The 16,966-nt window shown below is 37.6% G+C and carries 15 protein-coding genes; 5 read left to right on the plus strand and 10 right to left on the minus strand.

Annotated elements, in window-relative coordinates; genetic code table 11:
- Positions 1-322 precede the first annotated feature (322 nt).
- The 4 genes from M1381_12055 to M1381_12070 all read right to left on the minus strand — a co-directional run bounded on the left by M1381_12055 (position 323) and on the right by M1381_12070 (position 6,069).
- Positions 323-856, minus strand: a complete 534-nt coding sequence (locus M1381_12055) for a transposase (protein MCL4479803.1) — start codon at positions 854-856, stop codon at positions 323-325.
- A 78-nt stretch (positions 857-934) separates the two neighbouring features.
- Positions 935-1,825 carry a hypothetical protein gene (locus M1381_12060; protein ID MCL4479804.1) on the minus strand — a complete coding sequence of 297 codons (891 nt, stop codon included), beginning with the start codon at positions 1,823-1,825 and terminating at the stop codon, positions 935-937.
- Between the two features lie 106 nt (positions 1,826-1,931).
- Positions 1,932-4,526, minus strand: a complete 2,595-nt coding sequence (gene polA / locus M1381_12065; GenBank protein ID MCL4479805.1) for a DNA polymerase I — start codon at positions 4,524-4,526, stop codon at positions 1,932-1,934.
- On the minus strand, positions 4,507-6,069 hold the full coding sequence (locus tag M1381_12070; protein ID MCL4479806.1) for an NAD(P)H-hydrate dehydratase: 1,563 nt from the start codon (positions 6,067-6,069) through the stop codon (positions 4,507-4,509). Before M1381_12070 ends, polA begins: the two co-directional genes overlap by 20 nt.
- 224 nt (positions 6,070-6,293) lie before the next feature.
- Here M1381_12070 and M1381_12075 point away from each other — a divergent pair, with 224 nt between their 5' ends.
- Complete coding sequence (locus M1381_12075) at positions 6,294-6,956, plus strand: nitroreductase (protein MCL4479807.1); 663 nt, start codon at positions 6,294-6,296, stop codon at positions 6,954-6,956.
- 92 nt (positions 6,957-7,048) lie between these two features.
- Here the strand turns inward: M1381_12075 and M1381_12080 are convergent, their stop codons facing one another.
- From M1381_12080 to M1381_12105, 6 genes are all read right to left on the minus strand, one after another.
- Positions 7,049-8,302 carry a M48 family metallopeptidase gene (locus M1381_12080; GenBank protein ID MCL4479808.1) on the minus strand — a complete coding sequence of 418 codons (1,254 nt, stop codon included), beginning with the start codon at positions 8,300-8,302 and terminating at the stop codon, positions 7,049-7,051.
- Positions 8,303-8,321: 19 nt separating this feature from the next.
- A complete protein-coding gene (locus M1381_12085) occupies positions 8,322-8,885 on the minus strand; it encodes a HEAT repeat domain-containing protein (GenBank protein MCL4479809.1) in 564 nt (187 codons plus the stop codon).
- Positions 8,885-9,853, minus strand: coding sequence for a P1 family peptidase (locus M1381_12090; GenBank protein ID MCL4479810.1), 969 nt, complete (start codon positions 9,851-9,853; stop codon positions 8,885-8,887). Before M1381_12090 ends, M1381_12085 begins: the two co-directional genes overlap by 1 nt.
- Before the next feature lie 14 nt (positions 9,854-9,867).
- Positions 9,868-11,370, minus strand: a complete 1,503-nt coding sequence (locus M1381_12095) for a response regulator (GenBank protein ID MCL4479811.1) — start codon at positions 11,368-11,370, stop codon at positions 9,868-9,870.
- Complete coding sequence (locus tag M1381_12100) at positions 11,367-13,361, minus strand: ATP-binding protein (GenBank protein ID MCL4479812.1); 1,995 nt, start codon at positions 13,359-13,361, stop codon at positions 11,367-11,369. Before M1381_12100 ends, M1381_12095 begins: the two co-directional genes overlap by 4 nt.
- 72 nt (positions 13,362-13,433) lie before the next feature.
- Positions 13,434-13,706, minus strand: a complete 273-nt coding sequence (locus tag M1381_12105; GenBank protein ID MCL4479813.1) for an HU family DNA-binding protein — start codon at positions 13,704-13,706, stop codon at positions 13,434-13,436.
- An 89-nt stretch (positions 13,707-13,795) separates the two neighbouring features.
- Here M1381_12105 and M1381_12110 point away from each other — a divergent pair, with 89 nt between their 5' ends.
- The 4 genes from M1381_12110 to M1381_12125 all read left to right on the plus strand — a co-directional run bounded on the left by M1381_12110 (position 13,796) and on the right by M1381_12125 (position 16,795).
- On the plus strand, positions 13,796-14,338 hold the full coding sequence (locus M1381_12110; GenBank protein ID MCL4479814.1) for a hypothetical protein: 543 nt from the start codon (positions 13,796-13,798) through the stop codon (positions 14,336-14,338).
- Between the two features lie 86 nt (positions 14,339-14,424).
- Positions 14,425-15,036 (plus strand): TetR family transcriptional regulator, encoded by a 612-nt coding sequence (locus M1381_12115; GenBank protein MCL4479815.1) that lies wholly within the window; start codon positions 14,425-14,427, stop codon positions 15,034-15,036.
- Between the two features lie 17 nt (positions 15,037-15,053).
- Complete coding sequence (locus M1381_12120) at positions 15,054-15,806, plus strand: electron transfer flavoprotein subunit beta/FixA family protein (protein MCL4479816.1); 753 nt, start codon at positions 15,054-15,056, stop codon at positions 15,804-15,806.
- A gap of 11 nt (positions 15,807-15,817) precedes the next feature.
- The gene (locus M1381_12125) at positions 15,818-16,795 is read left to right on the plus strand and encodes an electron transfer flavoprotein subunit alpha/FixB family protein (protein MCL4479817.1); all 978 of its coding nucleotides are present in this window, start codon (positions 15,818-15,820) and stop codon (positions 16,793-16,795) included.
- The last annotated feature ends 171 nt before the right edge of the window (positions 16,796-16,966 follow it).

Below are 16,966 nucleotides of genomic sequence, written 5' to 3' on the forward strand. Positions count from 1 at the left end.
GCCGTTTTGCATATTGAATAAGTTAAATGAAGATGCTGCTGATGGATTTGAATTACCTGCAAAAGATACACCTGAAAATAGAATGCCTAAAACCAACCCCAAGGCCGCACACTGGATCGTCTGTGTGCGGAACACACTGCTAAAATATGTCATAAACCCTCCGTAAAGCTTTATATTTTCTAATCCCCGGTTGACCGGGAACTAAATTCTAATCCGCATTAAGAGGTGGATAAGGTCACATTCAGTCTTGATTATATGTAAAGCATAAGAGACTGGAATTGTCAAATGGATTTGTATAGATTATGTATATTCATTTTGACTGTTATTCCAGTTCTAAGATAAATTTGCTGGAAGCCTTAGGATATTTCAAAAACGCAAGGTAATTATCTTTGAACTTACGGTATAATTCAGCTAAAGGTGGTTTTTCTTTTTGCATAATCTCACACAATTGGTTAAAATAGGTTTCTACCTCAGTCTGTTCCCGTGCATTTTTGATAAGCTTGGTAATCTGGATAGCCTGTGATGCTGTTTTCTTGGTCAGGTTGCGTACTAAATTGCGTACCAGATGCACATGGCACAGTTGATGGTCACTATACGGATATAATTTCTTGATCACATCACTGATACCGGAAAAATTACCGGTAACAAACAGCAAAACCCTGTTGACTCCTCTGGTAATCAGTTGTTGAAACACCTTTGTCCAGAATCCATTGCTCTCATTGCCCTTATATATCCAGAATCCAAGGGTATGCTTATTGCCTTCCGTGGTTGCCCCTACAGCAGAAAACAACGATATCTCAACAACATGGTTGTCTTGTGCCCGCAGCCGTGCTCTGTGTCTTGAATAACGCTTCAACTACAATAAATCCTATGCAACTAACCCTGCGGCAATACCTCGCTGAGAAGCAGATGAGAACTGTGATCCATTAGCCTATTACATCCTGAACAACTGTATGAGCATGCCGTGAAGTAAACCATGCGGAGATATGTGAAATCTCTTATTCCCTGTTGCCTTAATAATTTCGAGCAATATCATTAAACCTGGCAGCAATATGTCAGCCTTATCAGCCTCAAGCCCTGTTAATGATTTTATCTCGGACACATGTAGCAAAGATAACTTTCCGTAAAACCCTTCCAGCATGGTTAAGGTAAGTCCATCCTGCGGTTTCAGGATATTGTATATAGTCCCGATATTTCCCGGGACACCAATCCATATTTCAGGCTCTGCACTTGTTATCTTTTTCAGTATGGTGGAAAAGTTATTCTTAACGGTTTTCTCGATCTCCAGCAGTTCACCTCTTGATGGGGGATCGTGTTTTATAAACTGCTCTTTTAACCTTACCGCACCCGTTTCTATTGCCACTGCCATTTCAATATGTTCGCGATCTCCTATCGACAGCTCCGTGCTACCGCCGCCAATATCAACGACCAGTGCTTTTTTCCCTCCTGTATCAATGCCGTTCACCGCACCCGTATGAATCAGCCGTGCTTCCTCATCTCCATGTATGATCTCTATGTCAAAGCCTGTCTTTTGTTTGACGAGTTTCAGGAAGGCATTATTGTTTTTTGCAGTTCTTAAAACGCTTGTTGAGATTAATCTTATCCTTGTTACATCGTATTTATCTATCAGGGTTCTTATTTCCTCAAGTGCATTTATGGTTCTATCTATTGCGGGTTGTTTTAGCATTCTGTCCGCATACATGCCGTCGCTTAACCTGTTTGGATACCTTATATAATATACAAGGTCGTATTTTTCATAAGAACCACTTGCAATTGCAAGCCGCATTGCATTTGTTCCGAGATCAACCGTTGCTATTGTTTGCATATGATAGATCAGTAAATGTAAAAATGTGTGAAGTCAAATGGTTAGATTATTACAGCAATGCAAGAGCTCTGTTTAATGAGTGTAAAATGAAATTGGATTGGTTGGGCTAACCAAGTGTCTCGCCCCAATTTTTACCGGAGCTTATCGATACTTTCAAAGGCACATGCAACTTGAACGCATACTCCATTTCATGTTTTACAACCTTTGAAAATGCATCTATCTCTTCATTTTTTACCTCAAAAATCAGCTCATCATGAATTTGTAAAAGCATCTTTGCATCATACCCGTGTTTTTTTATTGCATTATCAACCCTCAGCATTGAGATCTTGATCAGGTCTGCTGCACTACCCTGTACAGGTGTATTGATCGCTATCCTTTGATATGCAGGATTATCCAGCGTCTTTGGTATGTACCTGCGTCTGCCGAGTATTGTTCCAACATAACCTGTCTGCCGTACACCATTTAGTATATCTTCTATGTATGCCCTTATGCCCTTATATTCATTGAAATAACTATCTATAAAGATCTGTGATTCTTCAGAAGATATATTAAGTTCTTTTGATAAGCCATAAGCACTCATACCGTACATGATACCGAAGTTTATCACCTTTGCCCTTGTACGCATCATATCGGTTACATGTTCCATATCTACATGGAAGATCTTTGATGCCGTAAGTGAATGTATGTCGCGATCATGCAAAAAGGCATTTATGAGTGATTCATCCGATGAAAGGTGTGCCATAACCCTTAATTCTATCTGCGAGTAATCGGCACTCAGTATTGAACAACCCTTATCCGCAATAAATGCCTTTCTAATCAATTTGCCATTTTCATCCTTTACCGGAATATTTTGAAGATTCGGTTCGATGCTTGCAAGCCTTCCTGTCGCTGTTCCCGTTTGTATAAAATGCGTGTGTATCCTATTTGTTTTTTGATTTATGAACCTTGATAAAGAATCAATAAAACCATTTTTTAACTTTGCAATGTTTCTATATTCGAGCAAAAATGCTACAAAAGGATGTTTGTCTTTAAGTGCCAGAAGCACTTCGTTATCGGTAGAATAGCCGTTTTTTGTTTTCTTTAAATGGGCCAGCTTTAATTCATTAAACAAAACACCCGCTACCTGTTTTGGAGAATCGGGATTAAAATCCGAAGTCACATAAGACTTCATTTCCTTTATTAAGGTATTGATCTTTTGACTGTATACACTTGACAGCTCATTTAAATATCCTCTATCAACGGCAATACCGGTATATTCCATCTTCGCGAGTATCTTTGATAAAGGCATTTCGATATTGGAAAAAAGCGGCTCAATCGCATCCTTGCTGAGCTTTTCTGAATAAATATTGTATAACTTTGCCAAAATCATTGCTGATTTTGCTACATATATGGCATTATCTTTAACCGTTTTATACATATCACCCTGCTCTGCTAATTCATCCTCACTTATAACAGGCAGCTCTTCACCGAGTTCAGAAATAGCAAGTGCATCGATGGTATATCTTTTCATCTCAGGGTTACAAAGATATGATGCAAGCTCAACCCCGAATAGCTTTGCCTTTACATCAATATCATGTTCAACAGCCCATCTGTAAACAGCCTTTGCATCATGAACAATGATTTTAATATCTAATCCAAGAATATCTTTTAGTTGCTCTGCAGAAGAGTCTTTAATATAATACGGCTGGTCTATAAAACTCCCGATCTCTTTACCAAGAATATACAATGTAATCCACTTTTGTTCGATAGCTGCTTCTTTAACAACATCGAATGATGGAATCTCCTTATAATCAAAATTTATATCCGCCTTACCAATCTTATCCATAAGCCTGGTAAACTCCAGCTCTGTAAACGTCTTTATCAGCATCTCTCTTTTCTCCTGTCTCGATGGTGGAAGAAATGGCTTTGGCAGTGTTACCGTATTAAAATCTATCTCAACAGGAACATCATGTTTAAGCTCTATAAGCTGTCTCGTAATTTTGTATAACACTTCCTTTTCATTGATAAGCGATTGTTTGATGCGATTGCTTGAGATATCATTAATGTGTTCATATATGCCGTCAATGTTTGTATACTTTGACAGCAGTTCTGCCGCTGTTTTTTTACCGATACCTGAAACGCCTTTTATATTATCAACAGCATCGCCTGTTAACATCAGGAATTCAGAGATCTGCGATGGTTTTACCCCGAACTTATCGACAACATAAGATTCCGAAATCCATTGGTCTCTCATTGTATCAAGCATAACAACATTGTCGGAGATAACGGACATTATGTCCTTATCAGAACTGATAATAATAACACCGAAATTCTTATCAACCGCCCTATCAGCTAAGGTTGCTATAATATCGTCAGCTTCATAACCTTCTTTTGATACCTGACTTACACCAAGCACATCATTGATCTCAAAGATGTAAGGAAACTGTACGGAAAGATCATCCGGTGGAGCACCTCTGTTTGCTTTGTATTCTACACTTATGCCATCCCTAAAGGTTGGACCTTTAGAATCAAATACAACAATAAAATAATCAGGCTTATACTTCTCTATAACCTTTATAAGCATATTTGTATAGCCGTAAACAGCATTTGTGGGTATGCCTTTTTTATTGGTTAACGGCGGGAGTGCATGGTATGCACGGAAGATATATGAGCTCCCGTCAACCATGAACAACAATGGTCTTTTAGAGACTGGGACATTCATTAAGATTTGATATTACATAAGGTATACGATCAAGGAGATCCCCTGCAAGTATGGCACTGTTCTTACGATATGCATAGATCATATCTCCTGCCATGCCATGTATAAACACGCCTGCTATTGCAGCATTCTCGGTGGTCAATCCAATTGCAATAAGGCCTGAAATAAGTCCTGTAAGCACATCTCCCATACCACCTGTTGCCATACCGGGATTGCCTGTTGGATTTACCCAGACATCCCCATTCTTTGCTGCTATAACAGTCTTTGCACCTTTAAGTACAAGTGTACATCTGTACCTTTTCGCAAAATCGGATGAAAGTCTTATCCTGTCCTTATTGATCTCATGTGCATGCATGTTTACAAGCCTGCCAAACTCACCGGGATGCGGGGTAAGCACAAGATCCTCACGGCCCCTCGAAAGCAAAACGTCCGGATTATGCGCGATTATATTTATACCGTCTGCATCAATCACCATCGGTATTTTACATCTATCAAGAAGGTTATGAACAAAATCAATTGTTTCTTTTTCAGTACCCATGCCGGGACCCAAAGCAACAACATCACTCGTCTGCATAAGTTTATCTACCTGTTCTATTGCAGAGCGTGCTATAAATCCCTCGAGGGTTTCATTCAAAGGTTCTTTCAAAGCCTCTGTAACCGTTGATTCAAAAATAGGCATTAAACCTTCCGGTCCTGAAACAGTAACAAGTCCGCTGCCAGCACGCAACGCAGCTTTTGCTGCGAGTATTACGGCCCCGCTTTTACCCTCCGAACCGCCGATAACAAGCACATGTCCATAATCACCCTTATTTGTGGATAGCCCTCTGGGTTTAAACATAGAACCAACCAGCTTATGTGTTACGAGGTTATAAGGTACACTTATACTATCAATAAGCCTTTTAGGTATCGATATGTCAGCTACCTCAAGATCACCCGCATGTTCACATCCTGGATGGACAACAAGGCCTATCTTTGCGAGCCCGAAAGTAACGGTTTTTTTAGCTCTTACCGCAGTACCGAGTACCTGACCTGAATCTGCATCAACACCCGATGGTATATCGACAGAAACGACGGGTAAACCCGACTCATTGATCATGTTTATTATCTCCATATACAATACTTTCACATCGCCTTTAATCCCTGTTCCAAGCAGTGCATCAACGACAAGTCCCTTTTCTTTTATATTAATACCGAGAGATTTAAGTTCATCGGTACTCTTTATATAATGTATGCGTTCCGTTATCCTGCTTAATGCCGTATGGTTTGCTTTTGCATCATCCGAAAGCTCACCCGGATCCCCTAAAAACACTACATCCGTTTCAAAGCCGTTATTAATAAGGTATCTTGCAGTAACAAATCCATCCCCGCCGTTGTTGCCTTTTCCGGAGAACACAACAACACCCTTATCCGCATCGTTTTTAAAACCCTTTATGATTGCCTGATAAACCGATCTGCCTGCATTCTCCATAAGAATGATACTTTCAATACCAAACTCCAGGGCCTTTTTATCAAGTCCTCTCATAATTTCCGATGTTACCAATTTCATTTTGCCTCCTTTACCTAAAGGGTCATAAATGCAATAGCATAATCATGCTCATGTGTTAATGATACATTAAAATTAATACCATGTCTTTAAAGCAGTGTACAGAAACGCTTGCGTATGCTCCCAATCATCTTCTTGTAATTTAAAAAACATAATCCATGAAGTTATTGTCTAATTCATAAAAATGCCGTACATTCAATATAAATATCTTAACAGGAGAAAATATTATGGAGCTTTTTGACGCAATAATCACCCGCTCATCCAGGAGAGATTTTAAAAATATTCCGGTCCCTTTAGAATTGATAAATAAGATATTAAATGTTTCTTTAAGAGCACCTTCATGGGCTAATTCGCAGCCATGGGAGCTTGCAGTATCGACAGGCAGAACCAGTGAATTCATAAAAAATAAAATACACAAATTGGCAAGTAATGACGATCCGGGAAATCCGGATTTTCCCTTCCCCTCTTTCTGGCCGGAACAACAATACAAAAACATATTTGAAACCGGTAAAAAAAGGTATGAATCACTCGGCATACCGAGAGATAATGTTTTAAAAAGAAAAGATGTAACTTTATCAAACTATCTTTTTTTTGGCTCACAGACGGCTATCTTCATCTACATGGATGAAAAACTCGGCATCTGGTCGGTGTTTGATTGCGGCATGCTTGCCCAAAATATTCTTTTATGCACGCATGAATTAGGACTCGGTGCTTGCCCTCAGGCTTATCTCGTTAGATACCCTGACATTCTTAGAGAAGCATTTCATTTACCGGCAAGTAAAAAATTTATTTTGGGGATATCTATAGGCTACTACAATAAAGAAGCCACTATTAATAATATAGTTACTTCAAGAAATGGTTTAAACGATACCGTTAAGTATTATGACTAACTCATATTTGAGGCTTGCTTAATTTAAAGATATTCAATTCAGATAAAGATTAGAATAAAAACATGCATTGAGGATTGAGATTGTTTATCTTTTTATTTTTTGGTTAAAACATCCCTGATAAATTTTATTCTCTGGATAATGGGCGGATGTGAATAATGAAACGCCGCATAAACCGGATGAGGATGAAGATTCGATAGATTATCTTTTGAGAGCTTGACAAGTGTACTTATCATACTTTCCGGATCATCGGTAATTTCACAAGCAAAACGATCTGCCTCTTTTTCATGCATTCTTGAAAGAAAATTTAAAAATGGTGTAAAAGGAAACATAACAATCTCGCCTAAGAAGGCGAGAACAACAAGCTTGGCAAAAAATGTGCTCTTTTCTATATGAAAAAGTTCCGTAAGTAAATCAAACTTAAGTAATCTAAAAGAAACATAAAAAGCTATTAGCCCGATACCTTCTATTACGATCATACTTTTCAACAGATGCTTTTTTTTCCAGTGTCCAGCCTCATGTGCAAGTACAGATAATATCTCCTGAATATTCATTTTTTTGAGAAGGGTATCGTAAAGCACGATCCGTTTTACTTTTCCTATACCGGTAAAATATGCATTTGTATGTGATGTCCTTTTTGATGCATCTATTTTAAATACCCTGCTTACCATTATACCAACTTTTTTCATAAGGCTATTTATGCCTTGCACAAGTGATTCATCGTCGATTGGTGTAAATTTATTAAATAGAGGTTCTATAATATAGGGTGAGACATACATTATGAATATGCTGAATATCAAAAAAAAGCCCCACACCCACAACCACCAAAAATCGGGACTTTCAGTAACAATGAATAGACCTATTGCTATAACAATTCCCATAATAATGGTAGATAAGATTATGGATTTTATGAAATCTGTAAGCCATAATTTCGGGTTTGTGTTATTAAATCCATATTTTCTTTCTATTATAAATACCTGATAAAGATTGAACGGCATCGTTATAATGCTTTCAACATAATACAGCGTAATAAAGAATATTATGCCCTCTGCCATAAAAGGCAGATTGAGAGATTCAATCCACGTATTATAGATATTTAACAATCCGCCGAATATAAATATGAGTGCAATAATACTATTAAAAACCGATAATACAATTCCGTATTTTGTATTTTCAATAGTATAGTTCTGTGTTTTTATCAGTAATTCATTGTCTATCTGTCCTTGAAATTCAGAAGGAACTACAGAGCCGTACCTTTTAAGATATGCCATATTCAAATATTCAAGCCAATATCCAAATCCTGTTACGGCAAGATATGAAATCAAAATAATTATTAAATATATATTCATAGTCTTTACTTTAACCTGCTCAATCAAGCTCAGCAAGTGCTATCGCCGATGCGCTCCGTATTTCAGGAACCGGATGTGATAGAAGAATCATTAACGGCTTTTCGGCCCTTGCATCCCTGATCTTGCCTATCGCTAAAACCGCAGCAGCAACAACATCCTTGTTCGGATCTTTTAAAAGTTGTAATAAATAAGCAAGATGCGCAGAGCTGCCAGTTTCACCAAGCGCCTTAATTGCTTCTATCTTTACATTTACATCATTGTCTCCAATACGTTTTAAAATAATATCAATATACTGCACAGCCTTTTTTTCACCGAGTAATCTAACCGCATGAGCTCTTATGTTGGCTTCTATATCTGCACTAGCTATGGCAAGATACTCCAATGACTTTTGGGTGTTAATGCCTGCAAGACCAAAAACAGCCCTTGATCTTGTCATAACATCATCGTTTTTCAGTGCCTCTGCAAATTTATTTATTTCACTCCTTGCATTAAGCTTTTCTATGGCTTCGGCAGCATGCTGCCTCACCTGTTCATCCCTGTCTTTTAAAAGTAACTTTAATGCCTCCAAACGCTCGTTTATCATTAATGCCCCTTTAAAAAATCACTGTAACATGGAACCACGCCAAACCCATCTGCGTTCCTAACGGCCCTTTTAATCGCTTCTTCAGTAAGCACCGAAGCTGCATATCCTACCACATCAATAAGGGCTCTCTTATTCCCTACCGATACGGCAAATACAACGTCTCCGTCAAAACTCGTTCCGGCAGGGGAGATCGCCTTTGTAATCCCGGATGCCGCCATCCTTGCTATGTTTATAAGTGTTGTTTTATCAAATTCTGCATCGGTTATGACAACACTTAGGTTTGTACTCTCTGTTACAGGATCTATAGGCTCTGATAGACCGCCACCCATTAAAAAGTTTGAGGTGTTAATAAATTCATGTGAATATCGTTCTTTCCTCGCGCCTGCGATGATATTACGTTCATACCCTAAGACATCCCCAAATGCATTAACCACAACATACACAGCAATTGTTGAACCATCTGACAACGTTTCATGTAATGTCCCTGCCCCGCCTTTCATTGAGTTATCAACGCCGAGTATTTTCCCGACCGTAGCTCCTGTACCAGCACCGTAAGAGCCTTCATGCACTTCTTTTGATAAAGCATTACATGCTGAATAACCCATATTAAAATCAGGGGTTATTCCTGTTGAAAATCTTAGATCAAAAATGGCTGCAGATGGAACAATCGGTATTGTTATACCCCGAATATCTGCACCTTTGTTTTTTTCTTTTAGCCATTTCATAACACCTGATGATACATCAAGACCAAATGCGCTGCCCCCTGTAAGTGTAATAGCATCAATCTTTGAAACAATATGTCCTGCTTCAAGTGAGTCTATTTGCCTTGTACTTGTTGCAAAACCATATTTATAAACCCCGGCAATGGCTCCATCTTCAAAGTATATAACACTCACCCCTGTCCTGTTCACTATATCGGTGAATTCCCCGATAAAAACCTTATCAAATATAGTAATGCCTTTTGGCATATTATTCCCCCAATTTACATTACTAATGGGATCTTGCCTTCTTCTAACAATTGCAGCATCGTATTCACAAGCTCGGGATCAAATTGAGTACCGCTGTTATTTTTTAATTCTGAAATTACATCCTCCTTATTAAGGGCATCTCTGTACGGTCTGTCAGATGTCATAACATCAAAGCTATCACATATTGACAGTATCCTTGCTACAAAAGGGATATGGTCTCCCTTAAGTCCCTCAGGATACCCTCTGCCGTCATACCTTTCATGATGATACAGAATATATGGAATTATATCCGATAAGAAGGACATCGGTTTAAGTATGTTGGCGCCTATTATCGTATGAAGCTTAAACTGCTCATACTCTTCCTTATCAAGTCCTTCTTTTTTTGTAAGAGCATCATACCTGATACCTATTTTTCCTATATCGTGCAGCCTTCCTGCTAATGCAATGCGGGAACTTAGCTTTTCATCAAAACCAATCTTTTCTGCTAATATGACGGCATAAGCAGAAACTCTTTCGGAATGACCTCTCGTGTACGGCTCTTTTGCTTCTAATGCCTTAACAAGTGACTCAATCGATTCTATCATTGTTATCTGTAGGCCTTCATCATAACGTTTTACCTCAAGCAATGATGTAACCCTTTCTGCAAAAATAGCCAGAAGCTTTTCCTGAGCGTGAGTAAAGGGTATACCATTTTTTATTCTGAACACACAGAGTGAGCCGTAAAATCTATCCCTTAATCCAATAGCAACACCGAGGTAAGACTTTATCTCAAAAGACAATGGTTTATCGTTTCTTATCTTATTTATATCCTTGCCTGTAAGATTCAATATACGGTCTTTTTCTAATACCCTATAAACAATATCTTTGTTAAATCCTGATTCGAGTTCTTCCTGACTTACTTCCATTGTGGACCTGGAGATCTTCGTAATCACAGGTGAGTATATCTTTTCTTTTCTTGAAAAGATATCTACTTCTTTAAGAGCAATAATTGAAATATCAGAATCAAATTCTGTAAGCACTTTTTCAAGTACGAGATCAAGCACTGCTCTGACATTATCATTTAAAATCATTGCCTCACTTATCTGATATAGGGATAGTGCCTCTTTTAACTGGATATTTTCTTCTTCAAGTTTTCGTCTTCTTATGGCATTTTTTATGATCAACCCGAACTCTTCAAGCTTGAAAGGCTTTAATATATAATCAAGTGCGCCAAGTTTTAGTGCTGTAATGGCTGTTTCTACAGTCCCGAAACCTGTTAGAATTATAAACTTGTGATTGAGCCCTTCTTTATTTGCCTTTTCGAGCAATTCAATACCATTAAGCCCTGGCATCTCAAGATCGGTAATGATGATATCATAATAGGAATGCCTCATGTATTCATAAGCATTGTTTCCATCTGAAGCAGTATCAACCTGATAGCCTTCTATAGAAAGGTATTCTTTTATGAGCTCCCTTATAGAACTCTCATCGTCAACCACGAGTATACGTACATTACCGTTATTATAGTTGTTTGTCATAAATCTTTTTTGTGCACTATCGGTAATATTATAGTAAATGTCGTGCCGATATTCAATTTTGTTTTGAGCAGTATCCTGCCGTGATGTTCCTGTACCGCGTTCATAACAATTACCATGCCAAGGCCTGTGCCCTTGCCGGAAGGCTTTGTCGTAAAGAATGGATTGAATATTTTCGAAAGATCTTCATCCGTTATGCCGATACCCTCATCTGATACTTCAACCTCAACATTTTCCTTGTCAAAGATCCTTGTGGCTATTGTCACCCTACCATTTTTACCTTCCATTGCATCCCTTGCATTTGAAATAAGATTTACGATCATTTGTTCCAGTGCATCCGAAATCCCTTCTATTTGAGGCAGATCAACAAATAATTTTATGACAAGCTCAATACCGCGTGTTTTGAATTCGTATTCCCATAACATCACGATTGACTTGATTAAATCATTAAGATTAACCAAAGAAATTTCTTGTTTTGTCTGTCTTATGGAAAGCATTAGTTTTTTAACAAAAGAATTAAGTTTATTAGTTCCGTTAATAATCTTCTCTATCTTATCCTTGCCTGTTGTTATTCCATCATGATCAAGTTCTCTCAGTAATAACTCACTCTGCCCGGATATTACGGATATCGGATTACTTAATTGGTGTGTAACACTTGCTATAACCTGCCCTATGCTTGCGAGTTTATCCGTGTGATAAAGTATACCCTTCATTTCTTCAAGTTTCTTTTTTGACAGTTCAAGCTCAGATGTAAAATTCTCAAGCTTTGAATATGCCTTTTGAAGTTCACTAAAAACATGATTCCTGCCCTGATACTGGTTCTCTATTTCTTTTTTCTGCATTAATGTTTTAGAGTACAGTTTATTGTTTAAAATGCTTATGCCTATTTGAGAAACAAATTTTTCTAACAGAATAATATCGTCTTGCTCCACCTGTTCATTTTTTGATTCAACCTCAAACACACCTATCACATCTCCAACTGCTATAATAGGAATAAGTATGAAGGTTTTAGTTCCTGTTAATTCCTGGATAGCTTTTGCCTGTTCTTTCTGAAAAGATGGAATAGTGTCTACAAACAATAATCTCTCATCGTTAATGATAAAGCTTGCCCTTTCTTTTACTGCTTTAGCAACATAATTTTCCCCGCTGCTCATTATAAATCTTATCTTGGAAAGTTCTATGCCAAGAATATTATTTACACGTTCAACACCTTTCCGTGGTGAATAGCTGTACATGGTCAGCTCTGTTTTATTATCATTCAAAAGTCCGATACCGTTATAACTGTATCCAAAGGAATGCCTTACCATTCTGGTTATATTGTATAAAAATGAGTCGAGAGGCTCAAGCTTTCTGAAGCTTTCCGACACGTTTAACAGAAAATCTAACCTATTTTTTTCTCTCAATATAGCTAATTCGTTTTTTTTAAGTCTCTCCGCTACATAAAACTGAATGCCGACTATTATGGTAAATATTACAAAAGTCGTTAAAATGAAATCATACCTGTTTGGTTCCGTAGTAACAATAGTACGTGAAATAATTTTATCTATAAATACAAAACTTCCGCTTTTAAGTGATCCGTATAAGTATACTCCGATAACATAAGAAACGATATTGAGACCAAAAAAAAATACATCAATAATGAGGTTACCTAGTAAACTTATGAGAATTAGTTGAATAAAAGATAATAAAAAAAAGGGGCTTTTAGACCCGCCGGTGATTAAAACCGCGAACCCAATTAAAACTGTATCCAGTATTATGGTAGATATAAAAAGAGCATACTTGATAGGAGGGTAAAAGATTACACGATCTATTAAGAAGTTTATAATCAACAGTAATAACCCAAAGCCGATTATGTAAAGATATATGCCCGGGTGAGCTTTGAAATAATAAAGTAAAAGAATAGCAGCAAAGATATAAACTACATAGCGGGCATTGATACCCCACCTCTGCCAGTTTTTTAAGTATGCTACCTTCAAGGAATTAAATAATGGCATAGGAATAACAATCAAAGAAAGAAATAATAACTAAAAAGGTGTGACGGGGAACACCCGTCACTAAAAATGTCTTTACTTTACTACCTTTTTCAGACCAGATCCGGCTTTAAATTTTGGAACTTTCCTCGCGGGTATTTTGATTTCAGCCTTTGTTTGAGGATTAATACCTTTCCTTGCTGCACGCTTAATTACCCTAAAGGTACCAAATCCGGGTAATGTTAACTTATCACCCTTTTTTAATATATTTGTTACCTGTGAGATAAAAGCGTTTAAAACCTGTTCTGCTTTTGACTTAGCAATTTCTGCTTCGTCAGCGAGTTTCTTTACTAAATCTGCCTTTGTCATAAACCCTCCTTTACATTATATGTTGTTTGCGTTAATATCAGAACCAACAGTTAAGTCAAGAACAATTTTAGACACAAACAGGCTTTAATATGGCCAATTTAGATGAAAATAATATAGATGAACAATTAAGATTGTTACAAATAAAAATGCAGGACCTAAAGTTTGATTACGAAAGATATTTCGCAAAAGATCTGAAATTAGAGCCGGTAAGAAAACGCGAAGACATAGACAGAATTCTTGTAAAGTTTAGTCAGATGCATTTTATAAAAGCGAGTCAAAAGTTTACTTATGAGAATGTCATCTCTAAATTCGTAGCCCTAAAACGGTACTGGGATAATAGATCAAAGATGCTTGAATTATCCAAAATCAAAAAAGAAGAAGGAATGCCTGTCAAATCAAACGATCATAATAACCGTATAGAAAAGGAACAGTACAGGGACGTTTATGACGAATATCTTAAGTTAATATCATTACGAATCCCTTCATTAAAACCGTTATCCTACAATGCTCTTAAAGCTACACTCGAAACCAAGCGTGCCCAACTCGTAGCACAGTATAAATGTAAGGACATAGAATTTAAAGTGGATTTTGAGAACAGCAAATTAAAATTTAAAGCAGTACCAAAATATTGATACAAAAAATGATCCTGCATCCTATAGATACTCTTGACAAATTGTATTGACACTAATAATGAATGACTATTCAGTCAAAATAATAAATGAAAAAAAATATAAGACAAAATAACGATAAGAATGATAAGCACGAACAAATATTGAGGGCCGCCATTAAAACCTTCGCAAGAAAAGGATTTTACAATACCCGCATATCAGACATTGCAAAAGAAGCCAATGTAGCCGATGGCACAATATATCTTTATTTTAAGAACAAGGATATACTTCTTGTATCCCTTTTTGAAGAAAGCATGAATCAGATTATTCAAATGGTACAAGAAAGGCTTTCCACTATAAACGATCCGATCGAACAATTACGCACCTTTATAAAAATTCATTTTGAACTAATAAAAAAAGACAAATTCCTTGCAGAGGTCATATCCGTTGAGTTAAGACAGAGTAATAAGTTCATAAAGGAATACAAGAATATAAAATTCAAAGAATACCTGAATATTATATCCGGCATTATAAGGGATGCTCAGGCAAAAGGGTTGGTAGCAAGACATTTGATGCCCGGTATTATGAAAAGGATAATATTCGGTGCACTTGATGAACTTACCTTGATCTGGGTTCTTGCAGGCGACTCTAAGTACACTATAGAAAAATTAAGCAATGATGCCACAGAAGTTTTGATTAACGGCATAGCTATAAAAAAATAAACATATAGGAGGTAGCAGTGAAGATTCTTGCAACAGTAAAAAGGGTAACAGATCCGGAGGCAAAGCTTAAATTAAAACCGGATGGCACATGGATCCAAACCGAAGGTGTAAAATTTGTTGTAAATCCATTCGACGAAATCGCTGTAGAAGAAGGCTTAAGAATCAAGGAAAAACATACGGGCGAGGTAGTAGTAGTATCTATAGGCGGTAAAGAAGTAACAGAACAGCTAAGAGCTGCCCTTGCCATGGGAGCTGACAGAGGTATTTTTGTAAACTATTCTGGAAATTATGATTCAATGGATATCGCAAATATACTTTCAAAGATAGCCCAGCAAGAAAACCCGGATATCTTTATACTCGGGAAACAAGCAGTAGATGACGATATGGGACAGGTAGGTTATATGCTTGCAGAATTATTATCCTACCCGCAGGCCGCTTTTGCATCCAAACTGGAGTTCTCTGATGACAAGAAAAAAATAAAAGTGACAAGGGAAATTGATGGCGGCCTTGAAATAAAAGAGGTAGAAATACCATGTGTAATTACAGCGGACCTAAGGTTAAACACTCCGCGGTATGCCTCTTTACCAAACATAATGAAGGCAAAACAGAAACCAGTAAAAGAATTATCTTTAAACGATCTCGGTATAAGTGTAAAACCGCATATCATCATTAAAAAACTTTCAGAGCCGCCAAAAAGGAAAGGTGGGGTAAAGGTTGAATCTGTACAGGATCTCGTTAGCAAACTAAAGAATGAAGCAAAGGTCATATAAAGGAGATAAACATGGGAAATGTAATCGTAATCTGTGAACAGAAAAACGGAGACATTATAAAAAACAGTCTCTCAGGGGTAAAAGCCGGTATTGAAGCTTCTAAAGCAATAAATGCCAAAGCGTATCTACTTTTTATGGGGCATGGCATTGATAAGCTAAAAGATAGTGCATCGCATTATGGCGCGGATGGAATAATACTTGTTGATGACCCTGCACTCAAAGATTATACAGCAGAAGCATATGCCATTGCGGCAATAGAGGCTATAAAACAGTATTCTCCAGGCCTTGTACTTTCAACCATATCCGCATTTTCAAAGGAACTCCTGCCAAGACTTGCAGTAAAATTAAATGCAGGAATGGCATCGGATATACTATCGATAACTTATGATGGCGGAAAGATTTCCGGATTCACTAGATCTATGTGGGCTGGAAGTATTATTGCTGATGTTGCTGTAGAAAGCGAACCTATAATTGCAACTATAAGGGGAACGGCTTTTGAGCATGCACAAAATACTGATAAAACATCTGAGGTAAAAAATGTGCAGGTTAAAATCGATCCTCAGTTATTAAAGGCAAAGTTTATAGAAACAATAGAGCACAAATCTACAAGACCTCAATTAACAGAAGCCCCTGCAATAGTGTCTGGCGGAAGAGGAGTAAAGGGGCCTGAAGGCTTTAAGTCGATAGAACAACTCGCCGATCTGCTTGGTGCTGCAGTAGGGGCATCAAGAGCTGCAGTTGATGCAGGTTGGGTTCCGAATGACCTTCAAATAGGACAAACAGGGAAGATTGTTGCACCTGCCCTTTACATAGCTGTTGGTATTTCAGGCGCAATTCAACACCTTGCCGGTATGAAGGATTCCAAAACTATTGTAGCCATAAACAAGGACCCCGATGCACCCATATTTCAGGTAGCAGACTATGGGCTTGTTGCCGATTTCTCAAAGGCAATACCTGAATTGATAGCAGAGATCAAGAAGGTAAAATAAGGTTGTGAAGAGAACTGTCCCCTATATCAGAGAATATCAAAAAATAGGGCAGGAAAGAAAAATATGTATTTTGTGAATCACAGCGTCAATAGAATACACAGGGGCGAAAAAAATTTCGTCCCTACAGCTCTCACTATTGCATTTACCGGGTTATGGGAAAGGAATCTTTAA

It is taken from the genome of Deltaproteobacteria bacterium (assembly GCA_023382265.1).
Classification (GTDB): domain Bacteria; phylum JAMCPX01; class JAMCPX01; order JAMCPX01; family JAMCPX01; genus JAMCPX01.

Bases quoted from the DNA above. Each gene is read 5' to 3' on its own strand.
- M1381_12060 (MCL4479804.1), bottom strand. From the start codon at position 1,825: ATGCAAACAATAGCAACGGTTGATCTCGGAACAAATGCAATGCGGCTT.
- polA (MCL4479805.1), bottom strand. From the start codon at position 4,526: ATGAATGTCCCAGTCTCTAAAAGACCATTGTTGTTCATGGTTGACGGG.
- M1381_12070 (MCL4479806.1), bottom strand. From the start codon at position 6,069: ATGAAATTGGTAACATCGGAAATTATGAGAGGACTTGATAAAAAGGCC.
- M1381_12075 (MCL4479807.1), top strand. From the start codon at position 6,294: ATGGAGCTTTTTGACGCAATAATCACCCGCTCATCCAGGAGAGATTTT.
- M1381_12080 (MCL4479808.1), bottom strand. From the start codon at position 8,302: ATGAATATATATTTAATAATTATTTTGATTTCATATCTTGCCGTAACA.
- M1381_12085 (MCL4479809.1), bottom strand. From the start codon at position 8,885: ATGATAAACGAGCGTTTGGAGGCATTAAAGTTACTTTTAAAAGACAGG.
- M1381_12090 (MCL4479810.1), bottom strand. From the start codon at position 9,853: ATGCCAAAAGGCATTACTATATTTGATAAGGTTTTTATCGGGGAATTC.
- M1381_12095 (MCL4479811.1), bottom strand. From the start codon at position 11,370: ATGACAAACAACTATAATAACGGTAATGTACGTATACTCGTGGTTGAC.
- M1381_12100 (MCL4479812.1), bottom strand. From the start codon at position 13,361: ATGCCATTATTTAATTCCTTGAAGGTAGCATACTTAAAAAACTGGCAG.
- M1381_12105 (MCL4479813.1), bottom strand. From the start codon at position 13,706: ATGACAAAGGCAGATTTAGTAAAGAAACTCGCTGACGAAGCAGAAATT.
- M1381_12110 (MCL4479814.1), top strand. From the start codon at position 13,796: ATGGCCAATTTAGATGAAAATAATATAGATGAACAATTAAGATTGTTA.
- M1381_12115 (MCL4479815.1), top strand. From the start codon at position 14,425: ATGAAAAAAAATATAAGACAAAATAACGATAAGAATGATAAGCACGAA.
- M1381_12125 (MCL4479817.1), top strand. From the start codon at position 15,818: ATGGGAAATGTAATCGTAATCTGTGAACAGAAAAACGGAGACATTATA.